This window comes from Geomonas silvestris (assembly GCF_014193515.1).
Lineage (GTDB): Bacteria > Desulfobacterota > Desulfuromonadia > Geobacterales > Geobacteraceae > Geomonas > Geomonas silvestris.
The window spans coordinates 603,222-623,735 of the sequence record NZ_BLXX01000001.1 but is presented as its reverse complement, the minus strand read 5'-3'; the positions used below and the strand labels follow the sequence as shown (position 1 = coordinate 623,735).

Below are 20,514 nucleotides of genomic sequence, written 5' to 3'. Positions count from 1 at the left end.
TTGGCATACTCCAAGCAGCAATAACCCTGGAAAAACCTGATCACTTGTGCCGCAACAGGAGGATGACATGCCGATACTGGAATGGAAAGAGTGCTTCACCCTGGGAATTGAGCAGTTCGACAATCATCATCGGCACCTGGTGGACCTGCTGAACCGCGCTCACGACGACTATCTTGCCGACGCCGACGTGGTGAGGCTTACCGCCACCCTGCACGAGTTCTTCGACTACGCCATGTACCACTTCAAGATCGAGGAGCAGTACATGGAGGAGATCGGCTACGCGGGGTACGCGGAGCACCTGGAATACCACAGGAACTTCTCCGGGCAGGTGGCCGCTATGGAGCACGACCTCACCCAGGTCTGGAGGAACCTCCCCATGGAGATGCTGAGCTTCCTGCAGAACTGGCTCACCTACGACATCACCATCGCCGACGCCGACTACGTCCGTTTCAGTGCCGGCAACAACCTCAAAGAGTGCGCCTGAGGAACCGGCGACCAGCACAAAAAGAAAAGGCCGCGTCAAACGACGTGGCCTTTTTCTTTTCCCTCTGCGACCCTAACGGAGCGCCTGCTCCTTACAGCGTCGGCTCATCCAACAGTTCGGTAAGTTCCCGGAACACCGCTTCGCGTACCGAGTACTCCTGCCAGTACTGGGAGAGTTTCTTCAGGCACTGCAGCATTCCCACCATACCCGCCGAGGCGCCCAGCGCCACCAGCGTCCCCAACTCGCCGCTGAAGAGCATCGCGAAGCTCGCCAGGAGCAGCACCAGCCCGGACAGAAACAGGGGGGTCTCGATGTGCATCACCGGGGACCTCAGGACGTGGTTCAGGCTCGAGTAAGCGGCCGCGTGCGCCTTTACCCGGTCCAGGTACCGCTCCAGTTCCGTACCGCTCCAGCGTGCCACCGCGCGCAGGTAGAAGCGTCGGCCGGCCTCCCTGCTGGACATCTCCATGCGGTCGTCATAGTAGTGTTCGAGTTCAACGTCGATAGTGAAGGTATCCATGGTGTCACTTCCTTGTCAAATTTCACCTGGGACAGGTCTCGTTTTTGTGCAATGCCGGTTACCTAGCAGAATTCGTACCAGCTCCGGAGTGATCTCCAACTCCCCGAAGTTACTGCAGCGAGGGGGGAGGGGAACTTGGTCAAAAGTGCTCAGGTACCGCGCAGATGGTTACTTTTGCGCCACTTTTTGCGCTCGCAGCGAGCCGGGGGCGCTGCCGCCGCACCGGTCGCGCCCGCACGGGCCGCAGAGGTGTGGAGCGACAATTTCGCTGAGCTGCAAAGAACGATTTGCAGATTTGCAACGCTGCGTGTCAGTTCCGACACAGTGCCCGCTTCTGGGCCGGGCCGGCTGAAGCCCTCCGTACGGGAAAGCGTTTAGGACGAAACAGGGGAGATGCCGTTCGTTCCGGCATCTCCCCTGGTAACTGCCACCGCGTGTTGGTCAGGGCCGGTGTGCCCAGTCCTCTCAGTCCTGCCCCGCCTGCCCGTACATTGTCAATCGACAATGTCGTCAATCGTCAACGGTCAACTGTCAATTTTCAATCCTCAATTGTCAATCGTCCATTGGTTCATTGGTTCATTGTTGCTTTCAGTTGTTCATCATCAATGGTTCATCGCTTCCCTGGTTTCTGGCCCGCACGATTGCCGGGATCTCCTCGGGCGGGACCGGTTCGCAGTGCAGGTACCCCTGCACGAAGTTGCAGCCGATTTCCTCCAGCACGGTTTGCTGGTGCTGGTGCTCCACCCCCTCGGCCACCGTCACCATGTCCAGGTTGTTGGCCAGGTTCACCACCGACTGCGCGATGGCCCGGTCACTGGAGTTGCTGGTCAGGTCTTTCACGAACGAGCGGTCGATCTTCAGTACCGTCACCGGGAAATTCTTCAGGTAGCTCAGCGAGGAGTAGCCGGTGCCGAAGTCGTCGATGGCGATGTTGCAGCGCAGCTCGCGCAGTTTCTCCAGGATCTTGATCACCTCGTCGGGGCGGTCGACCAGGCAGCTCTCGGTCAGCTCCAGCTCAAGCTGCTCAGCTTCGATGCCGGTCTCCTCGATGGCGCTCGCTATGGTCTCAATCAGCCCCGGCGATTTGAGCTGCACCGCCGAGATGTTCACCGCCATCGACAGGTCGCAGCCGACCCGCTTCCAGGCTACCTGCTGGCTACAGGCGGTCCGGATCACCCACTCGCCGATCGGGATGATCAGCCGGCTCTCCTCTGCCAGCGGGATGAAGCGGTCCGGTGGGATGCTCCCCAGGTCGGCGCTGTTCCAGCGCAAAAGCGCCTCGACGCCGGTCACCCTGCCGGTGCTGTTGTCGATCTTGGGCTGATAGTGCAGGAAAAGTTCGTTGCGGTCCTGGGCGTGCTGCAGGGCGTGGATCAGGTTGATCCGCTCGCGCGAGGACCGGGTGAGCTCCTCGCAGAACATCCGGAAGGTGTTCTTCCCCTCGTCCTTCGCGTGGTAGAGGGCGATGTCGGCGTCCTTCTCGAGGGTTGCGGTGTCCTCGGCGTCTTTGGGATAGAAGGCGACGCCGATGCTGGCAGTGATCAACAGTTCGCGCCCCTCGATCTCCATCGGGGCGGAACTCGCCTCCAGCAGCTTCTGGATCACGCTGCTTGCCGCGCTCTCCTGCTGGATGTCGTGCAGGATCACGGCGAACTCGTCGCCTCCCAGGCGGCAGACGAAGTCGTCCTCGCGCAGCGCGGCCAGGTAGCGCGCCGCCACGATCTTCAGGAGCTGGTCGCCCGCCTGGTGCCCGAGGCTGTCGTTTATGTGCTTGAAGTTGTCGATGTCCAGGTAGGCCAGGGCGAAGCCGGTGTTCTGGCGCCGGCTGCGCACCATGGCGATCTGCAGCCGGTCGCGCAACAGGCGCCGGTTCGGCAGCTCGGTGAGGGGGTCGTAGAAGGCCAGGCGATGCTTCTCGGATTCGGCGCGGCTGATCTGCCGGATGCGTTGGTCCAGTGAGGCTGCCATGTCGTCGAACGAGCGGGCCAGCTGTCCCAGTTCGTCGCTTGAGTAGGGGAGGCCGCTGCGGGCGGTGAGATCCCCCTCCTGCACCGACCTGGAAGCGCTCACCAGGCGCCGGACCGGGCCCACGATGTAGTGGCCGGCGATGACCCGGGTCAGGAAGTAGGTGACCACCGCCGCGATCGCGAAGAGCGCCAGGGAGATCGCGAATGCTTTCCTGGTGTTGGAGGTGGCAACCTGCTCGGGGATGGAGACCCGGATGTAGAGGTAGGGGGGCTCGTTGGGGTTCAGGCGCAGCCGCTTGAAGCCGAAATGCCGCTTGGCGCCATCGAGGCCGACCCCGGACAGGACCCCCTCTTCGGCCCGGCCGGTCATATGCTGGCGCAGGTCCGGGTGGTCCGTTGTCCCCACCAGATCGCTTACCCCCAGGCGCGAATAGCGGTAGAGCACGGTCCCCCGGTGGTCGGTCAGGTTGATGATGGCGCCGGGGGGGAGTCCCTGGGCGTCGAAGATCCTGCCGAAACTGTTCAGGTCGTAGGCCGCGTAGAGTACCAGGTCCGGCGTCCCCTTAGGCCCTGCGACCGGGAGGGCGAAGTGCAGGGTCGGGGTTGGCTTTTTCAGCGCGGCGCGGCTCACGGTGTACTCGCCTGCGGTGAACGTGCCGGTCCTCAGCGCATCGCGGAAGTACTTGCGGTCGCCGACGCGGTACTTGATGGGGAGCGGTTGCTTGAGCCCGGTGGCGATGACCCTGCCGTCGGCATCGGCGACGCCGACGTTGAGGCTGGTCGGGCTCTTCTCCAGGATCAGGTTCAGGATCCGCGCGCAACCGGCCTCGTTCTTCAGGCGGATGTCCGGGTACTGCGACAGGGCGATCAGCAGGCTGCGGATCCCCTCCACCTGGGCCACGTGCTCGAAGGCGATGGACTGCACCGCCGAGAGTACCTCGCGCTCCGACTGCTTGCGCTTGTCCAGGTATTGGTTGACGACGAAGTAGGTGAAGACAAAAAGGACCGGAACGCTGCACACCAGCATGATGGCCAGCAGTTTCGATCGTATGGAGGCATTTCGGAAAAACGGCATGAGGTCTCCGGAAGGGTTGCGCAGCGGACCACAGCCTTGCACCATTTGCACGCCGTTGGCAAGTAGATTCCGCAGGGTTTTCGCCGCAAAAGACGCTCGCGGTGCGCCGAAGCAGCTTTCCTTTTGAGCGTTATCGTCACGGTAGGACGAAACATTAACTGAAAGCGCTCATGAGGAGGACGTTGACGCCGGGCCTCCGCCGGATCGATAATTGATTAGTGGTGCTTAATGCGCTGCGCGGCAGGCGCTTTTCGGCGACTGCGCGCCAAGAGGTGGCAGGTATGGGAAAAACAGCACGGCAAGAAACCGACACGCGGCAGCCGGCCTCCGGCCAGGGGGACTTGAGCGACCGCCCACTCAACTTTTACGATGACCAGTTGCCGGACATCGGTTCCAAGCTGCGGCGTCTGAACCTCAGGTGGGGTGCGCGTCAGATCCTGACCAGGGTACCGACCGCGGCGCTTTTGGGAGCACTGTTCAGGAGCCTGCTGCGCCGCAAGTTCCTGCATGCCTCCTTTTATGCCGCGGGTTTAGTGCTCCAGCGCGCGCTGCTGCGCAAGCTCGGACAGGAGGGGGAGGGCGGCAGTGGAAAAAAACGCAGCAATACCGAGATCGAGCGGTATGCGCTGAAGGCGCAACGCGGCGACTACGGCAAGCTTGAAGTCATAGCCTTCAAGTGACCTTTGGCTGGAAGCTACGCCACCGAGGCACGGAAGCATGCAGAAGCGGCAAAGCGCAGAGCTTTGCTCTGCTCTCCAGGTCTGAGAAGTTCTCTGTGTGCTCCGTGCCTTCGTGGCAGAATCCCTCCAGCTATTTCAGCTCATCAAACATCTCTTCACCTTGTATACTGCATAGCTTTTTGCAAGTTTTTGTTGGTATTGTATAATGCGAAGGGTTTCTGAACACTGTGGTGCCGCGGTGCTGGCATAGCCCTTGTGTCACAGTGACAATTTCTCAGGGGGGAAGAGATGAATGCATTGACGTTGATCTTTGTGGCATTGTGTGTGTTCGCGCTGGCCTACAGGTACTATGGTCTTTTCCTGGCCGACAAGGTGATGGGTCTCAACGACGACCGGCAGACGCCGGCAGTCACCATGGCCGACGGACACGACTACGTGGAGACGAACAAGTACGTCTTGTTCGGGCACCACTTCGCCGCCATCGCGGCGGCCGGGCCGCTTTTGGGGCCGGTGCTGGCAGCCCAGTTCGGTTTCCTCCCCGGTGCGCTCTGGATCATCGTGGGCGCCGTGATGGCGGGCGCCGTGCACGACGCCATCGTGCTCTTCGCGTCGGTGCGCCACAAGGGCAAAAGCCTCTCGCTCATCGCCGAAGCGGAAATCGGGAAGGTCGCCGGCAAGGTCGCCTCGGTGGCCATCATCTTCATCCTCATCCTCACCCTGGCAGGCCTCTCCATCGCCGTCGTGAACGCCATGTTCAACAGCCCCTGGGGTACCTACACGGTGTTCTGCACCATCCCGATCGCCATGGTCATGGGGCTCTACATGCAGAAGGTGCGCCCCGGCGACGTGAAGGGGGGGAGCTTGATCGGCGTGGTGCTTCTCTTCCTGGCGCTGGCGACCGGCCCCTACATCGCCGCCAACCCGGACATCGCCCCGTACTTCACCTTCTCCAAGAAGCAGATCGCGCTCTTCATTCCGATCTACGGCTTCTTCGCCTCGGTGCTTCCGGTCTGGTTCCTTTTGGTGCCGCGCGACTACCTCTCCACCTACCTGAAGATCGGCACCATCGGGCTTCTGGCCTTGGGGATCGTGGTGGTGCATCCGCAGCTGCAGATGCCGGCGCTTACCCCCTACATCGCCGGCGGCGGGCCGATCATCCCGGGTGCGGTCTTCCCCTTCATCTTCATCACCATCGCCTGCGGCGCACTCTCCGGGTTCCACGCCATCATCGGCACCGGGACCACCCCGAAGATGGTGGCCCACGAGCGGGACATCCTCTTCGTCGGCTACGGCGCTATGCTCACCGAAGGGTTCGTGGCCATCATGGCGCTCATCGCGGCCTGCGTGCTGGTGCCGGCCGACTACTTCGCCATCAACGCTGCGCCCAAGGCATTCCAGGCCCTGCACATGGTGCCGGTGAACCTCCCCGAACTCTCCCGCGAGGTAGGTGAACAGGTGCAGGGGCGTCCCGGCGGCGCCGTTTCGCTCGCCGTCGGCATGGCCTACATCTTCTCCACGATTCCCGTCATGAAGGGGATGATGGCCTACTGGTACCACTTCGCCATCATGTTCGAGGCGGTCTTCATCCTGACCGCCGTCGACGCCGGCACCCGCGTCGGTCGTTACCTCCTGCAGGAGATGCTCGGCAAGCTCTCGCCCAAGTTCCTGGACAACAAGTGGACCCCCGGCATCATCGTCACGAGCCTCATCTTCACCTCGGCCTGGGGCTACCTGGTCTACACCGGCGACATCACCACCATCTGGCCCCTGTTCGGCATGAGTAACCAGCTTTTGGCCACCTGCGCCCTCATCGTCGGCACCACCATGCTGATCCGCCTGGGCAAGGCGAAGTATGCCTGGATCACCGCGGTCCCCGGCGTCTTCATGATCCCGGTTACCATGAGTGCGGGCTACCTGAACGTCACCAAGAACTTCCTTCCCAAGGGGCTTTTGCTCCTGGTGGCGCTCTCCATCGTCCTCATGGTGCTCATGGCGGTGGTCTTCGCGGCCGCCTTCCTGCGCTGGCGGCAGCTGCTGCAGATCACCGAGCGCGTCGAGGACCGCTATGGCGATCTCGTGGTGGAGACCGTCGAGGAAGTACGCTAAAAGATTGACGGTATGACAGGTTTGCGGTAAACTGGCAGGGGCGGGAAGCCGGGGTGCACGAGACGGAACGGGGCGAAGAGAGCCGGTTCCGGAAGTCGCTCCCGCAACCGCCCCTGTTTTTTTGTTATTCCCACTTCAGGAGGAACAACCGTGAAAATCGTCACCTTCGCCTTTCAAGGCCTGCGCCGGGTGGGCCGCATCTCCGAAGACGGCAGCCACGTCGTCCCCTTCGACCTCGCGAGGGGCGTGGCGGATCTGGGCGCGCTCGCCCTCGTTGAAAGCCTGGCGGGCGGAGAGCCGCTACCCGCCGAGCAGGCGCCGGTCCCTCTTGACCAGGTGAGGCTGGAGGCGCCGCTTCCCAGGCCGCGCCGCAACATCTTCTGCGTCGGCAAGAACTACCACGAGCATGCCCGCGAGTTCGCCAAAAGCGGCTTCGACAACAGCGCCAAGGGTGGCGACGACATCCCGGAGTACCCGATCATCTTCTCTAAGGTCCCCGAGTCGGTGGTCGGGCCCGGCGCGGCCATCAGGATCCCGGCCGGGATCTCCGAGTCCATCGATTACGAGGCGGAGCTCGCCGTGGTGATCGGCAAGGGGGGGAGGGGAATCAAGAAAGAGCGGGCGCTGGAGCACGTCTTCGGCTACACCATCGTGAACGACGTCACCGCCCGCGATTGGCAGCAGCGCCACAAGCAGTGGCACCTGGGGAAGTCCTTCGACACCTTCTGTCCCATGGGCCCCTGCATCGCAACCGCCGGCGAGTTCGACGGCACCGACACCCGGGTGCGCTGCTGGGTGAACGACGAGCTGCGTCAGGACAGCCGCACGAGCGCACTCATCTTTTCGATTCCCACCCTCATCGAGACCATTTCGGCCGGCATCAGCCTCCACCCCGGCGACATCATCGCCACCGGCACCCCGGTCGGCGTCGGCATCGGCTTCCAGCCGCCCAGGTTTCTAAAAGCGGGCGACCGCGTCAGGATCGAGATCGAGGGGATAGGGGTGCTGGAGAACCCGGTAGAGCAGGGATAGCGTGTAGTGCATTGAGGTTGTTCTAGGAATTGGGAGGGAACTCAGAGCAGCTCTCCACGCAGCGCTGCGGCTGATCTCAGGTTCCCCACTTGGGAAAAGGGGGGACAGGGGGATTCGCCTTTCCTGCTGCTGGTAATTACGCATAGCATCTCGGTGCCGCTGGTCTGGTATCCGCGCCTGGCCCGGGCGTCCCGCAGAGAGCGAGAGAACTGGCAAACCAGTGGCGGCGGATACGGGATCCACTGGCCCGATCTCGACGAGGATCTTAGTACCGAGGGTATGCTGCTTGGCGCGCCGGCGCCGATGAGAGAGTAGCCGGCAGAGCCGGAGCAGAACAGGAAATTTATTTAGGCATCTCTTTTAAGAACAAGAAGGGCCGAGTCTTTGACTTGGCCCTTCGTTTATCGTTTCAAGCGTCCGATGTCTGCTGTCGCTTCCCAAAGTGCTATGCGTCATGTTATGACAGAACCCAGCCGTTGCGATCCCGAGAATGAACAAACAGTAGAACACAGGAGCTAAAAGATGACCATCCTGGGCGGGCACCTGGCCACCCTCAAGGTACGTCCCGACGTGCTGCTCCGCTTCCTCGCCTGGGCCGCCATGCGGATCTGCTACCGCCTCGAGATGATCGGCAAAGAGCAGGTTCCCCGAAAAGGCGGGGCACTTTTGGTTGCCAATCATGTCTCCTGGCTCGATGCCCTGCTCCTGATCGCCACCCAAAAGCGGCGCATCCGGTTCGTCATGGAGCGCGAGATCTACGACACCCCGCTTTTGAAGCAGCTCTGCAAGCTCATGCAGGTGATCCCGGTCTCCGCCAAGGACGGCAAGAAGGGACTCCTCGAGTTCATCGCCACCTCGCGCCAGGCCTTAGAGGACGGTTACCTGGTCTGCATCTTCGCCGAGGGGGAGATCACCCGCAACGGTATGCTGAACCGTTTCAAGGGGGGCTTCGAGCGCATCGTCCGCGGCACCGACATGCCGATCATTCCGGTCTACATCGGCGGTGCCTGGGGGAGCATCCTCTCCTATGCCCACGGAAAACTCCTCTCGCGCTTCCCGTCACTCATGCCATACCGGGTGACGGTGCTTTTCGGCGAGCCGCTCAAGGCCGGTTGCTCCGCACACGAGGTACGCCGGGCGGTCATGGAGCTCTCCTGCGCCTGGTTCGATGCCCGGAAAAAGACGCGGCGCTCGCTGGGGGAACTCTTCGCGCGCACCGCGCGGGAAAACTGGAACCGGGTCGCCATGAGCGATAGCGGCGGGCGGGAGCTGAGCTACGGCAAGGCGCTGGTTGGCGCGCTCGCCCTGGCGCGCAAGCTTAAGCCCGTGACCGTGGAGCACAAGATGGTCGGCGTCTGCCTCCCGCCGACCGTTGCCGGGGCGCTGGTCAACATCGCGCTCACCCTCAACGGCAGCGTACCGGTGAACCTCAACTACACCGGCTCCCAGGACGGCATCCGCTCGGCTCTAGCACAATGCGGCATCACGACCGTGATCACCTCCCGCCAGTTCCAGGAGAAGCTCGGCACCCTGCCGGAGTTCCCCGGCTCCCTCTTCGTGGAGGATCTGCTGGCCTCCCTCACCGCGGCGGAAAAGCGTAACGCCTTCCTGGCCGCACGGCTGCTCCCGGTGCGCTTCTTCGCCCGTCCGGCGGGTTTCGACGCAGACCGCCTGGCAACCGTCGTCTTCTCCTCAGGCAGGACCGGTGAGCCCAAGGGGGTGATGCTCACCCACCACAACATCCTCTCCAACCTGGAGGCGCTCAGGATGGTGTTCCGGGCCACCCGGCGCGACAACATCTGCTCCGCGCTCCCCTTCTTCCATTCCCTCGGGCTCACCGGCACCTTGTGGCTTCCCCTGGTCTCGGGATTTTCCGCCGCCTACCACCGTGATCCCTTGGATGGCGCGGCCATCGCGCAACTGGTGCGGGAGCGGCGCTCCACCCTGCTTATCGCCACCCCCCGCTTCCTCATGGCGTACCTCAGGCGTGCCACAGCCGAAGATTTCCAGAGCCTCAGGCTGGTCATGACCGGCGCGGAGAAACTCAAACCGAAACTGGCCGATACCTTCCAGGAGAAGTTCGCTATCCGTCCCCTGGAGGGGTATGGTGCGACCGAGTTGTCGCCGGTCATCTCCCTGAGCCTTCCCGACGTGGAGATCGACGGTGTGCGGCAGGCCGGGTTCCGCGAGGGGAGCGTGGGGATGCCGGTCCCCGGTGTCGTGGTGAAGATCGTGGATCCCGAGAGCGGCAGCGCCCTTCCCGAAGGGGAGTGCGGGCTCATCATGGTGAAGGGGCCAAACGTCATGGCCGGTTACCTGGGAAAGCCGGAGAAGACCGCCGAGGTAATGCAGGATGGTTGGTACCTGACGGGTGACTTCGGGTATCTGGACGACCTGGCTTTCTTGCACATCACCGATCGTCTTTCCCGTTTTCACAAGATAGCAGGTGAGGTCGTACGTGAGAGTGTGCCCGGTACGGCATCTGGGTAGCTGGAAAAACAAAAAAGGACCAAGTCAGTGACTTGGCCCTTCGTCTTTTTGTCATGGTGGGCGATACTGGGTTCGAACCAGTGACCCCTGCCGTGTGAAGGCAGTGCTCTCCCGCTGAGCTAATCGCCCATGTCCCCAAGTAAATAACAGAACGATTTCTGTGTGTCAAGCCTAAGTTAATTTTACTGTGACATTCGCCTTCCGGGATGTGCCATAAACGTCGTTTTAATTACTGCCGATTCGCCTTGACACGCTCCGTTAGCAGTTGCTATATTGCAAATTTCTTAGGGGGGCCGATGTACAAGAAAAGCGAGCTGATCGATCTCCAGGTAGCAGAGGGAATCGCCACACTCTCCTTGAAGGGGAGCCGCTTCGACGGCGAGTTTCTCAAGCTATTGTTTTCCGCCTTCACCGGGCTCAAGAGCGACCCCGAAGTGGCGGGTCTCCTGATAACCGGGCTCGACGGTGCTGCCGAGGCAAGCGGTGCGACCCCCATGGAAGTGGCGGCCTACTCGGCGCTCGGCCAGCGGGTGATGTTCGCCCTGGACGCCCTGGGCAAACCGGTCATCGCCGCAGCCGCCGGCGCCGTGTGCGGACCCGGTGTCGAACTCGCCCTTTCCTGCGATTTCATCGTGGCCGGCCGCTCGGCCAGCTTCGCCTTTCCCGGCATCCTTTCCGGTGCGATCCCCTGTTTCGGCGGCACCCAGCGCCTGACCCGCGCCATCGGCAAGGCGCGCGCCAAGGAACTCTTCTTCACCGGCCGCGCGGTGAGCGCCGACGAGGCGCAAGCCATGGGACTGGTAAACCGCGTCTATGAAGACGCCGAGCTTCTGGCGAGCGCGCAGGAGCTTTTGTTCGGGATTTGCCGCCAGGGGACCCTCGCCATCCGGATGGCAAAAGAGATCGTCGATGCCGGGCAGGGGATCGATCTGAAGACCGCCTGCCTCATGGAGCGCGACGCCTTCGCCCTGTGCTTCGCCACCCTGGACCAGCGCGAGGGGATGGGGTCCTTCCTCGAGCGCCGACCCGCCAATTTCAAGGGAAGATAAGGAAATAGTATGAAACTGGAACAGGGTCTCATTCAGGTGTATACCGGCAACGGGAAGGGGAAGACCACCGCCTCGCTGGGTCTTGCCTTCCGTGCCGTCGGTCGCGAACTGAAAGTCTGCATGATCCAGTTCATGAAGGGTGGCGGTCCCTACGGCGAGCAGATGGCCGCCGAGAAACTGGCGCCATACCTCACCATCATCCAGACCGGCCGTCCCGGTTGGGTCAACAAGGAGAACCCGGCGCAAGAGGACAAGGACCTGGCCGCCGAGGCGCTCAAGCTCGCCAAGGGGAAGCTGCAAAGCGGCGAGTACGACCTGGTCATCCTCGACGAGGTGAACGGCGCGGTCTCCATGGGGCTCTTGCCGGTCGAGGATCTGCTGGAGCTGATGGCCGGCAAGCCCGCGCAGGTCGAGCTGGTTCTCACCGGGAGAAACGCCCACGAAAAGGTCATCGAAGCCGCCGACCTCGTCACCGAGATGCGCGAGGTGAAGCACTACTACAAGGCGGGAGTGAAATCGCGCACCGGGATCGAGATGTAACGGACGAGAGGTCGCCACGGAGACACGGAGCACACGGAGAACCTCAACGGCAAAGGGGAACAGGAAATCCCTTTAGGCTTTTGGATCATCCCGGTGGGCTTTCCGTTGTCACCTCCGTGCCCTCCGTGCCTCCGGGGCAAAGAACAGGTTTTTTCACCTTTAGGTTTTCCAACGACACATCTTATTAGATACAGGAGGGAGTGCCATGGCTGAGAGAAGACTGCGTGTGCTGGTGGGGAAGCCGGGATTGGACGGTCATGACCGTGGGGCGAAGATCATCGCCCGTGCCTTTCGCGACGCCGGATTCGAGGTGATCTACACCGGTCTGCACCAGACCCCGGAGCAGATCGTAGCCGCGTCGATCCAGGAGGACGTCGATCTGATCGCGCTCTCCATCCTTTCCGGTGCCCACAACACCCTGTTGCCGGCAGTCTACAGCACCCTCAAGGAGAAAGGTGCCGAGGACATCATGCTCATGGCCGGTGGCGTGATTCCCGAAGACGACATCCCGGGCCTCAAGGCCGCCGGGGTAGCCGAGATATTCACCCCGGGCACCTCCACCGAAGTGATCGTGGACTGGGTCCGCAGCAACGTCCATCCCCGGGCCTAACAACCAAAAATCGGTTCTACGTTCTATGTTCTAAGCAAAAGGCAAAAACGTTCTAGGTTCTATGTTCTACGTTTAGGTAAAACTGGATAGTGCCGAGAAACGTTCTGAGTACCAGGATTACCATGCACGCAAACCGCTTCTTGCCGTATCACCTAGAACGCAGAACATAGAACCTAGAACTTCTTCGTGCAGGTTTTCAAATGGTGTACACCAAGCTTTCCATAACCATCGGGAACCGCGTCGGCTACCTCATGCTCGACTCCGGTTCCCGCTTCAACACCCTCTCCCTCGAGACCTTGGGCGAGCTGAGCCACGCCTTCGCCCACCTGGCCCTGCACCCCGAGGTCGCCGTCATCGTCGTCTCCGGCTACCCCGGCGATTCCTTCGCCGTCGGCGCCAACATAGCCGAGATGCTCGAGTTCTCCTCCTCGGACGCGCTCGCCTTCGGTGAGGCCGGCCAGGCGCTCTTCGAGATGATGGAAGACTGCGACAAGCCGGTCATCGCCGCCTTAAACGGCATCACCATGGGTGGCGGCTGCGACCTTTCCCTTGCCTGCGACCTGCGCATCGCCTCCGATACCCTCAAGTTCGCCCACCCCGGCGCGCGCCTGGGGATCCTCACCGGCTTCTGCGGCACCCAGAAACTCCCCAGGCTCATCGGCCGCAACCGCGCCCTCGAGATCTTCATGACCGCCCAGACCTACACCGCGCAGGACGGCCTCGCCATGGGGTACCTAAACCGCGTGGTGTCGGCCGAGCGCTTCTGGGACGAGGTGCGCGCCTACGCCGAGGCGATCGCCGAGAAACCCGCGGCAGCCCTTGCCGCCCTGAAGCGCCTGGTGAACAGCGCAGAAGAGGTCGACCTGAAAAACGGCTGTGCACTCGAGCGCGGCTTCCAGGCGACCGTGAACCAGACCACCTCTTATTCCGGGAGCTGTGCATGACACTTGCCGAACGCGTGCTGGACGGCGACATCCGTGCCGCCGCGCGCCTTATGCGCGACATCGACGACCGTATGAAGAGCGCGGTAAACGAGCTGAAGGCGCTCTACCCGCACACCGGCAACGCCTACATCCTGGGGCTCACCGGTCCTCCCGGCGCCGGCAAGTCGACCCTGGTGGACCAGATCGTGGCGGCCTACCGGAAAAAGGACCTCCTGGTCGGCGTCGTCGCCATCGATCCCACCAGCCCCTTCACCGGCGGCGCCATCCTGGGGGATAGAATCCGCATGAACCGCCACGCCGAGGATTCCGGCGTCTTCATCCGCAGCCTCGCCACCCGCGGCGCCCTAGGCGGCATGTCCCGCTCCACCATGGACGTGGTGAACGTCATGGACGCCATGGGGATGGACGTCATCGTGGTCGAGACCGTCGGGGTAGGGCAGGACGAGGTCGACATCGTGAGCACCGCGCACACCACGGCGGTCGTCATGGTTCCGGGACTGGGCGACGACATCCAGGCGATCAAGGCCGGGATCCTGGAAATCGGCGACGTCTTCGTGGTCAACAAGGCCGACCGCGACGGGGCCGACCGCACCGCCCGCGAGCTCACCACCATGCTCGAGATGCAGCACCCCGAGCCGGGCGCCTGGCTCCCCCACGTGGTGAAGACCGAAGGGGCGCGCGGCGTCGGCATCGAGGCACTCGTCGAGGAGTTCGAGGCGCACCGCGAGTACCTGAAGAACTCGGGCCACCTGCAGCGCCTCATCGAGGAGAGAAACGCGAAGCTCTTCGCCGACACCCTGCGCGACGAGCTCTTCGACACCGTTTTCGGGGCGATCCGGGAGAGCGGTCGCTACCAGCAGATCCTCGACGGCTTACGCGAGCGGAGCACCGACCCCTACAGCGCGGTAGAGCAAGTGCTGGCTGCACATGCTTTTTCTTGACCCCCCGTTCTAATGATGCTAAGTAGGGGAGTCAAATGGGGCCCACGGCCCCATTAGCTGTTTGAAGCAAGGGAGTGCCCCGAAGATGTTAGCAAAGGTAGTACGCAAGCTGCCCCACCTGTTGGTCATCGTCCTTTTCGGTCTCATCGTGGTCTACGAACCTAAGAGCACCTCGGTGGCCGGTCCCAACCCGAAAGATCCGGCCCGCGAAGACCTCACCCGCGTCGAGTATCCAAGCCACGCCAAAATCGCCTGGAAGCCGCATTTCATCCGTCCCGAAGAGGATCTTGAGACCCTCTTTGGCAAGGACTGGGTCTACGTGGCGCGTTTCAACCGGATCGACCGGCGTCACGTCTATCCCGGGATGACCATCAAGGTGCCGGTCGACATGGCGGCCTGCCGCAGTTACTGTCCGCTCCCCGCCGAATACGAGCCGGCCAAGCGCTACGAGAAGTACATCCTCATCGACCTCACCGAGCAGTGGATCGCCGGCTACGAGCACGGCAAGCTGAAGCTTTCGGCACCGGCTGCGACCGGGGCGGCCGGGCACGAGACGCCGATCGGTCTTTTTCAGATCGATGCCCGCGACCTGGCCCACTGCTCCTCCCTGTACAAGACCGAGGACCAGACCGCGCAGTACCCGATGGACAACGCCATGCGGTTCCACGTGGGATCCGACGACGTGGCCTACTGGATCCACGCCCGCGACCTTCCCGGCAAGCCCGCCTCCCACGGCTGCGTCGGCCTCTACGACGAAGAGATGCAGAACCGGGTCTACGGTTCGCCCAAGGACCCCGTCATGCTCGATTCCCAGCGTTTTTACGAGTGGGCGGTAGGGGAGGAGGAGTACGAGGACGATCCCGGTTCGGCCGAGCTCCTCGAGGACGCCCCGATGGTAGAGGTGAGGGGGAGCCTGCCGGTGTATAGAAAATAACGGGTCCAACGGTCCAAAACCCAGAATCTTTTGTCGCCGCAAAGACGCAAAGAACGCAAAGAAGTCTTTTAAACTAAATCCTGAAAACTGGTTCGGCCTCAGGCGTGAGCGGTTCAGGCCGTGTAGCCGGACAAGTCTTTGCTTTTAGAGGTTCAGCCTTACGGTTTACCTTCGCGTCCTTTGCGTCTTTGCGTCTTTGCGTCTTTGCGGTGAGACTTGTTTGGTTTGCTGGACCGGTAGCTCGATCTGGTATACTCTGAATCCTTGTAAACTGAGAGTTTCCGTTTTTCTCTAACCTCAACCTGTGAGTGCAGCGAACGAAAACCTTAACCTGATTTTCCTCGGGGTCTCGAGTGCAGCAGTTTCTCAGGGAATATCTGCAGGTTCATGGCTACTGGGTCCTCTTCGTCGGGACCTTTCTGGAAGGCGAGGCGATCCTGATCTTCGCCGGTTTCCTGGCCTTCCAGGGGTACCTCAGCATCTACGGCGTCATCCTGTCGGCCTTTGCCGGCTCCTTCCTGGGTGACCAGTTCTACTTTCACATAGGGCGCATCAAGGGGCCCGCCCTGTTGCGGCTCTTCAGCACCATCGCGCGCAAGTTCCGCAAGGGGTTGAAGCTCATCGAGCGCTACGGCTCCTTCGTCGCCTTCGTTTCCCGCTACACCTACGGCTTCCGGATCCTGCTCCCCATCATCCTGGGGATGACCAACCTCTCCGCGCGGCGCTTTTTGGTGTTGAACCTTTTGAGCGCGCTATCCTGGGCGATCGTCTTCTCCCTGGCGGGGTACCTGTTCGGCAAGGGGGCCGAGCTTTTCTTCGACGACCTCGAGCGCTACGAGCCCTACCTGTTGTTGGCGCTTGCCGGGCTTACCGGGTGCATGTGGTTGAGCCACTTCTTCGCCCACCGCTGGCGCCGCCGCCGCGCGAGGGCCCGCCTGAAAAGGATGCGCGCCTGGAGGGCCGAGAAAGAGAACCAGGAAAACGAAGACGACATCGATTAGCCACGGAGTCACGGAGAAAATCTGAGGAAAAGCGGATACCTTCAACTGTTTCGGCCTTGGGCGCCAACGAAAGAGACCGCACCAGATGCTGAGAAGTTGTGCCTCAAGATTTGGCAGTGGTTCAGAGTTTCAGATTTTCTCCCGGTTCCGGTTTTGGTCATTCCCTCAGATTTTAGGGTTTTCTCCGTGTCCTCCGTGCCTCCGTGGCAACAATGCTTTTAGTTTTTACTGTTTTGATTACTGATTTAAGGAAGCTGCATGGATCTCAAAGAAAGAATCTCCGTCGTCCTCGTTGGTACCCAGAGCCCCGGCAACATCGGCATGGTCTGCCGGGCCATGAAGAACATGGGCCTTTACGACCTCCGGCTCGTGAACCCCTGCCAGGTCGATCACCCCGAAGCCCAGAAGTTTGCCGTCTCCGCCAAAGACGTCCTCGAACAGGCGAAGATCTACACCTCTCTGGAAGACGCCCTCGCCGACTGCGAGTTCACCGTCGCCACCACCCGGCGCCACGGCAAATACCGTAACGAGATCTGGACCCCCGACGAAGTCGTCTCCCGCTTCGATGCCTGTCCGCCGCAAAGCCGGCTCGGTCTCGTCTTCGGCCGCGAGGACAGCGGGCTCACCACCGACGAAGTCGCCGTCTGCCGCTGGCAGTCCACCATCCCCACCGCCGACGAGTACGGTTCCTTGAACCTCTCCCAGGCCGTGCTCATCTTCTGCTACGAGTTCCTGAAAGGGGCCAAAGAGTCCGCACCCGCTGCAGACGAGGAAAAGACCGTGCGCGAGGTCGCCGGCACCGCCTCGCTTGAGCCGCTCTACGCCCACATGGAGAAGACCCTCTTGCGTATCGGGTACTTGAACCCGCAAAACCCCGAGCACATGATGCGCACCATGCGCCGCATCTACGCGAGAGCCGAACTCGACGAGCGCGAGGTCGCCTCCCTGCGCGGCATGCTGAGCCAGATCGACTGGGCCTGTGCCGAGTTCAAGGGTAAGAAGGGCGCATGATCGCGTTGACCCCCTACATCGGGCTCGTTGCCGGTTTTCTGACCAGCGCCGCGGCCATACCGCAGGTGATCAAGACCTACCGGACCAAGCACGCCCGCGACCTCTCCATGTGGCAGCTCGTGATGCTCGATGTAGGGATGCTCCTATGGCTCATTTACGGTTGGCAGATAGGCGACCGGCCCCTCATCTGGGCGAACACCTTCTCCATAGCCTGCTACACCGGTCTTATAGCGATGAAGCTGAGCTACGCAAGGAGAGGCAGGGATTAGAGGCAGGGACTAGGGACGACTAGAGGCAGGGGCTAGGTTTCGTTCACAGGCTCTCGCATCGCCCCCCACTCGAGCTCTCTTTCTCCTTGCCTCCTTTCGTCCCATGTGTCCCTTTCGTCCATTACGTCCTCTGCCACTGCCAGTACCAGCAACTCTAATGTTAAAAACCGCTCCACTGAATTAAATTATGTTAAAGTAACCGCTGGCCCGGCCGAAAGGTTGTCTCATGGGAAAAAGGTCCAGCCTGAATCGTCGCCAGCGCCTTAACGGGTGAGGCGCCCGCGACCCTTCAAGCAACCTTTCCCATATACGGCCGACACCCGGGCAGGTAACGAGGTGTGTCTGGTGAAGGTTCTCATTACCAACGACGACGGGGTCCACGCTCCGGGACTTACCGCTCTGGCCAAACGCATGGCCGAAATGGCAGAAGTGGTTGTAGTCGCACCGGATAGGGAGCGCAGCGCGGTGGGGCACGCGCTCACGCTGCACCATCCGCTGCGCGCCGCACGCATCGCCGACAACATCTACTCGGTGGACGGCACACCCACCGACTGCGTCAACTTAGGCATCCACAGCCTCCTAAGTTTCCGCCCCGACCTGGTGGTTTCTGGAATCAACCGCGGCGCGAACGTGGGCGATGACGTCACCTATTCGGGAACCGTGGCCGCCGCCTTCGAGGCGACCCTCATGGGGATCCCGGCCATCGCCGTGTCGCTCGTGACCCGCGAGGCCGGTACCAACTATGAGGCCGCAGCCGGTTGCGCCGCCCGCATCGCGGAACATGTCCTGCAAAAAGGGTTGCCTCCCGACACCTTTTTGAACGTGAACGTCCCGGACCTGCCGGCGGAACTTTTGAAGGTGCCGCTTATCACCCACCAGGGGAAGAGGAGCTACAAGGGGACCATCGTCGACAAGGTCGACCCGCGCGGCCGCAGCTATTACTGGATCGGCACCGTGGACCTAAGCTTCGAGGACATCCCCGGCAGCGACTACCACGCGGTGAGCCGCGGACACGTCTCCATCACGCCGCTGCACATCGACCTCACCAACTACGCCTCCATCGACGCCCTGAAGGCGTGGGAAGTGCGCTGAAGCTGGACATTGCGCCCGCCATTTGCTATATTTCGCCCCTCTAATGGAATTGAGGGGGCGGTAATTGAATTTTGAGGTTTCACGCAAGAGAATGGTTGCCGAGCTGGTGAAGCGCGGCATCACCGACCAGCGCGTTTTGGGCGCCATGCAGTCGATACCGCGGCACATCTTCGTAGAAGAGGCGATGGCCGCCCAGGCCTACAGCGACAGCTCGCTTCCCATCGGCGAGAAACAGACCATCTCCCAGCCCTACACCGTGGCGAAGATGACGGAGATGCTGAAGCTCACCGGCCGCGAACGGGTCCTCGAACTCGGAACCGGCTCCGGGTACCAGGCCGCGGTACTTGCCACGCTGGCCGACAAGGTCTGCACGGTGGAGAGGATCCGTCCCCTGGCTTTGAAGGCGCGCCGCGCGCTCGATTCCTTAAGGCTTTTGAACGTCAACCTGAAGATCGGTGACGGCACCGAGGGGTGGCCCGAAGAAGGCCCCTTCGACGCGATTTTGGTCACCGCGGGATCGCCCCAGGTCCCGCAGTGCCTGATAGACCAGCTGGCCCCCGGCGGGCGGCTGGTGATCCCGGTGGGCGACCGCCAGGATCAGACCCTCACCCTGGTCGTCAAGGACCAGGATGGGCAGGTAACCCGGCAGGAGACCGAGGATTGCCGTTTCGTGAAGCTGATCGGCAGGCACGGCTGGAGCGACGAGGCCTGACCGGCGGCACCTGGCCACCACTGAACCCGCTTGTTGTTTCGATAGGAGTCTTGCATGGAAAACGAAGAAACGTTGGAAGAGAAAGACCCGATTTTCCTTGATACCGAGCAGGACCCGGACGCCCTCGAGCTCGAGGACGTCGAGGCAGAGGTGGAGCCGGAGGTCGAGGAGGAAGAGATCAAGGCGGCGGTCGTGGAGCACTTCGACGACGCCATCAAGCTCTACCTGCGCGAGATCCAGAAGACCAAGCTTTTGACCGCCGATGAGGAGAAGGAACTGGCGGCGAAGATAGACCTGGGCGACAAGGCGGCCCGGGACCGGATGATCGTCTCCAACCTGCGCCTCGTGGTGAAGATAGCCAAGCGCTACATAAACCGCGGGCTCCCCTTCTTGGACCTCATCGAAGAGGGGAACATGGGGCTCATCAAGGCGGTGGAGCGCTTCAAGCTCTCCAAGGAGTGCCGCTTCTCCACCTACGCCACCTGGTGGATCCGCCAGTCCATCGAGCGCGCCCTCGTGAACCAGTCGCGCACCATCCGGCTTCCGGTTCACGTCTCCGACGACATCAACAAGATGCTTCGGGTGACCCGCGAGTTGGTGCAGAAGATGAACCGCGAGCCGAGCATCAAGGAAGTGGCCGACGCCCTCGACGTGAACATCACCTACGTTAGGCGGCTCATGGTGCTTTTGAAGAAGACCTACTCCATCGAGCGCCCCATGGGGGAGAACAACGACTACTTCCTCATCGACACCATCGAGGACACCTCCACCGTGTCGCCGGCCGTACTTTTGGAGGACCTCAACAAGTACGAGCTGGTCAGCAAGTGGTTCGAGACCCTCTCCGACGGCGAGAAGAAGATCCTCACCCTGCGCTTTGGCCTGGACGACAAGGATCCCCAGACCCTCGACACCATCGGGCGCAGCTTCGGCGTGACCCGTGAGCGCATCCGGCAGATCGAGGCGAAGAGCCTGGAGAAGTTGAGGAAGATCGTGGAGGCGACCGACATCATGGGGCAGCCCATGGTCGGCCCGATACCCCCCCCAGAGTAAGGGCGCT

The 20,514-nt window shown here is 61.8% G+C and carries 19 protein-coding genes, 1 tRNA gene and 1 pseudogene; 18 read left to right on the top strand and 3 right to left on the bottom strand.

The window, feature by feature from the left end:
- The first annotated feature begins 67 nt into the window (after window positions 1–67).
- Window positions 68–484: a bacteriohemerythrin gene (locus GMST_RS02650; protein ID WP_183353057.1), complete on the top strand. Its 417-nt coding sequence runs from the start codon at window positions 68–70 to the stop codon at window positions 482–484.
- 91 nt (window positions 485–575) lie between these two features.
- On the opposite strand, the gene GMST_RS02645 is transcribed toward GMST_RS02650, so the two are convergent.
- Window positions 576–1,004, bottom strand: a complete 429-nt coding sequence (locus GMST_RS02645) for a GSU0071 family protein (RefSeq protein WP_183353055.1) — start codon at window positions 1,002–1,004, stop codon at window positions 576–578.
- Window positions 1,005–1,592: 588 nt separating this feature from the next.
- Window positions 1,593–4,046: a bifunctional diguanylate cyclase/phosphodiesterase gene (locus tag GMST_RS02640; RefSeq protein WP_183353054.1), complete on the bottom strand. Its 2,454-nt coding sequence runs from the start codon at window positions 4,044–4,046 to the stop codon at window positions 1,593–1,595.
- Window positions 4,047–4,327: 281 nt separating this feature from the next.
- Here GMST_RS02640 and GMST_RS02635 point away from each other — a divergent pair, with 281 nt between their 5' ends.
- From GMST_RS02635 to GMST_RS02615, 5 genes and pseudogenes are all read left to right on the top strand, one after another.
- A complete protein-coding gene (locus GMST_RS02635; RefSeq protein WP_183353052.1) occupies window positions 4,328–4,726 on the top strand; it encodes a hypothetical protein in 399 nt (132 codons plus the stop codon).
- Between the two features lie 288 nt (window positions 4,727–5,014).
- Window positions 5,015–6,832, top strand: coding sequence for a carbon starvation CstA family protein (locus GMST_RS02630; protein WP_183353051.1), 1,818 nt, complete (start codon window positions 5,015–5,017; stop codon window positions 6,830–6,832).
- Window positions 6,833–6,982: 150 nt separating this feature from the next.
- Entirely contained in the window at window positions 6,983–7,864 is an 882-nt protein-coding gene (locus tag GMST_RS02625; RefSeq protein WP_183353050.1) for a fumarylacetoacetate hydrolase family protein, read from the top strand.
- 153 nt (window positions 7,865–8,017) lie between these two features.
- The gene (locus GMST_RS22535) at window positions 8,018–8,179 is read left to right on the top strand and encodes a DUF2442 domain-containing protein (RefSeq protein ID WP_198424528.1); all 162 of its coding nucleotides are present in this window, start codon (window positions 8,018–8,020) and stop codon (window positions 8,177–8,179) included.
- Between the two features lie 228 nt (window positions 8,180–8,407).
- Window positions 8,408–10,354 (top strand): annotated as a pseudogene (locus tag GMST_RS02615) (AMP-binding protein); the annotation flags it as partial.
- 54 nt (window positions 10,355–10,408) lie between these two features.
- Here GMST_RS02615 and GMST_RS02610 read toward each other — a convergent pair.
- Window positions 10,409–10,483 (bottom strand) — tRNA-Val (locus tag GMST_RS02610).
- Between the two features lie 167 nt (window positions 10,484–10,650).
- On the opposite strand from GMST_RS02610, the gene GMST_RS02605 reads away from it, so the two are divergent.
- From GMST_RS02605 to GMST_RS02550, 12 genes are all read left to right on the top strand, one after another.
- Window positions 10,651–11,403 carry an enoyl-CoA hydratase/isomerase family protein gene (locus GMST_RS02605; RefSeq protein ID WP_183353047.1) on the top strand — a complete coding sequence of 251 codons (753 nt, stop codon included), beginning with the start codon at window positions 10,651–10,653 and terminating at the stop codon, window positions 11,401–11,403.
- A 9-nt stretch (window positions 11,404–11,412) separates the two neighbouring features.
- On the top strand, window positions 11,413–11,943 hold the full coding sequence (cobO, locus tag GMST_RS02600) for a cob(I)yrinic acid a,c-diamide adenosyltransferase (RefSeq protein WP_183353045.1): 531 nt from the start codon (window positions 11,413–11,415) through the stop codon (window positions 11,941–11,943).
- A 205-nt stretch (window positions 11,944–12,148) separates the two neighbouring features.
- On the top strand, window positions 12,149–12,553 hold the full coding sequence (gene icmB, locus GMST_RS02595; RefSeq protein ID WP_183353044.1) for a coenzyme B12-dependent isobutyryl CoA mutase small subunit: 405 nt from the start codon (window positions 12,149–12,151) through the stop codon (window positions 12,551–12,553).
- Between the two features lie 200 nt (window positions 12,554–12,753).
- A complete protein-coding gene (locus GMST_RS02590; protein WP_183353043.1) occupies window positions 12,754–13,497 on the top strand; it encodes an enoyl-CoA hydratase/isomerase family protein in 744 nt (247 codons plus the stop codon).
- On the top strand, window positions 13,494–14,438 hold the full coding sequence (gene meaB, locus GMST_RS02585) for a methylmalonyl Co-A mutase-associated GTPase MeaB (protein WP_183353042.1): 945 nt from the start codon (window positions 13,494–13,496) through the stop codon (window positions 14,436–14,438). The genes GMST_RS02590 and meaB overlap by 4 nt, the downstream gene beginning before the upstream one ends.
- A gap of 85 nt (window positions 14,439–14,523) precedes the next feature.
- Entirely contained in the window at window positions 14,524–15,372 is an 849-nt protein-coding gene (locus GMST_RS02580; protein ID WP_183353040.1) for a L,D-transpeptidase, read from the top strand.
- A gap of 353 nt (window positions 15,373–15,725) precedes the next feature.
- Window positions 15,726–16,373 carry a DedA family protein gene (locus tag GMST_RS02575; protein WP_183353039.1) on the top strand — a complete coding sequence of 216 codons (648 nt, stop codon included), beginning with the start codon at window positions 15,726–15,728 and terminating at the stop codon, window positions 16,371–16,373.
- Window positions 16,374–16,631: 258 nt separating this feature from the next.
- Entirely contained in the window at window positions 16,632–17,384 is a 753-nt protein-coding gene (locus GMST_RS02570; RefSeq protein ID WP_183353038.1) for an RNA methyltransferase, read from the top strand.
- Window positions 17,381–17,653 carry a SemiSWEET family sugar transporter gene (locus GMST_RS02565; protein ID WP_183353037.1) on the top strand — a complete coding sequence of 91 codons (273 nt, stop codon included), beginning with the start codon at window positions 17,381–17,383 and terminating at the stop codon, window positions 17,651–17,653. Before GMST_RS02570 ends, GMST_RS02565 begins: the two co-directional genes overlap by 4 nt.
- 345 nt (window positions 17,654–17,998) lie before the next feature.
- Window positions 17,999–18,745: a 5'/3'-nucleotidase SurE gene (gene surE, locus GMST_RS02560; RefSeq protein ID WP_183353036.1), complete on the top strand. Its 747-nt coding sequence runs from the start codon at window positions 17,999–18,001 to the stop codon at window positions 18,743–18,745.
- A 64-nt stretch (window positions 18,746–18,809) separates the two neighbouring features.
- Window positions 18,810–19,457, top strand: a complete 648-nt coding sequence (locus tag GMST_RS02555) for a protein-L-isoaspartate(D-aspartate) O-methyltransferase (RefSeq protein ID WP_183353035.1) — start codon at window positions 18,810–18,812, stop codon at window positions 19,455–19,457.
- A 54-nt stretch (window positions 19,458–19,511) separates the two neighbouring features.
- Window positions 19,512–20,507: a sigma-70 family RNA polymerase sigma factor gene (locus GMST_RS02550; RefSeq protein WP_183353034.1), complete on the top strand. Its 996-nt coding sequence runs from the start codon at window positions 19,512–19,514 to the stop codon at window positions 20,505–20,507.
- The last annotated feature ends 7 nt before the right edge of the window (window positions 20,508–20,514 follow it).

What these genes read in the sequence shown, in the direction of transcription:
- GMST_RS02645 (WP_183353055.1), bottom strand. Translation starts at nt 1,004, where the DNA reads ATGGATACCTTCACTATCGACGTTGAACTCGAACACTACTATGACGAC.
- GMST_RS02630 (WP_183353051.1), top strand. Translation starts at nt 5,015, where the DNA reads ATGAATGCATTGACGTTGATCTTTGTGGCATTGTGTGTGTTCGCGCTG.
- GMST_RS02650 (WP_183353057.1), top strand. Translation starts at nt 68, where the DNA reads ATGCCGATACTGGAATGGAAAGAGTGCTTCACCCTGGGAATTGAGCAG.
- GMST_RS02635 (WP_183353052.1), top strand. Translation starts at nt 4,328, where the DNA reads ATGGGAAAAACAGCACGGCAAGAAACCGACACGCGGCAGCCGGCCTCC.
- GMST_RS02580 (WP_183353040.1), top strand. Translation starts at nt 14,524, where the DNA reads ATGTTAGCAAAGGTAGTACGCAAGCTGCCCCACCTGTTGGTCATCGTC.
- icmB (WP_183353044.1), top strand. Translation starts at nt 12,149, where the DNA reads ATGGCTGAGAGAAGACTGCGTGTGCTGGTGGGGAAGCCGGGATTGGAC.
- meaB (WP_183353042.1), top strand. Translation starts at nt 13,494, where the DNA reads ATGACACTTGCCGAACGCGTGCTGGACGGCGACATCCGTGCCGCCGCG.
- GMST_RS02640 (WP_183353054.1), bottom strand. Translation starts at nt 4,046, where the DNA reads ATGCCGTTTTTCCGAAATGCCTCCATACGATCGAAACTGCTGGCCATC.
- GMST_RS02590 (WP_183353043.1), top strand. Translation starts at nt 12,754, where the DNA reads ATGGTGTACACCAAGCTTTCCATAACCATCGGGAACCGCGTCGGCTAC.
- cobO (WP_183353045.1), top strand. Translation starts at nt 11,413, where the DNA reads ATGAAACTGGAACAGGGTCTCATTCAGGTGTATACCGGCAACGGGAAG.
- GMST_RS02565 (WP_183353037.1), top strand. Translation starts at nt 17,381, where the DNA reads ATGATCGCGTTGACCCCCTACATCGGGCTCGTTGCCGGTTTTCTGACC.
- GMST_RS02570 (WP_183353038.1), top strand. Translation starts at nt 16,632, where the DNA reads ATGGATCTCAAAGAAAGAATCTCCGTCGTCCTCGTTGGTACCCAGAGC.
- GMST_RS02550 (WP_183353034.1), top strand. Translation starts at nt 19,512, where the DNA reads ATGGAAAACGAAGAAACGTTGGAAGAGAAAGACCCGATTTTCCTTGAT.
- GMST_RS02605 (WP_183353047.1), top strand. Translation starts at nt 10,651, where the DNA reads ATGTACAAGAAAAGCGAGCTGATCGATCTCCAGGTAGCAGAGGGAATC.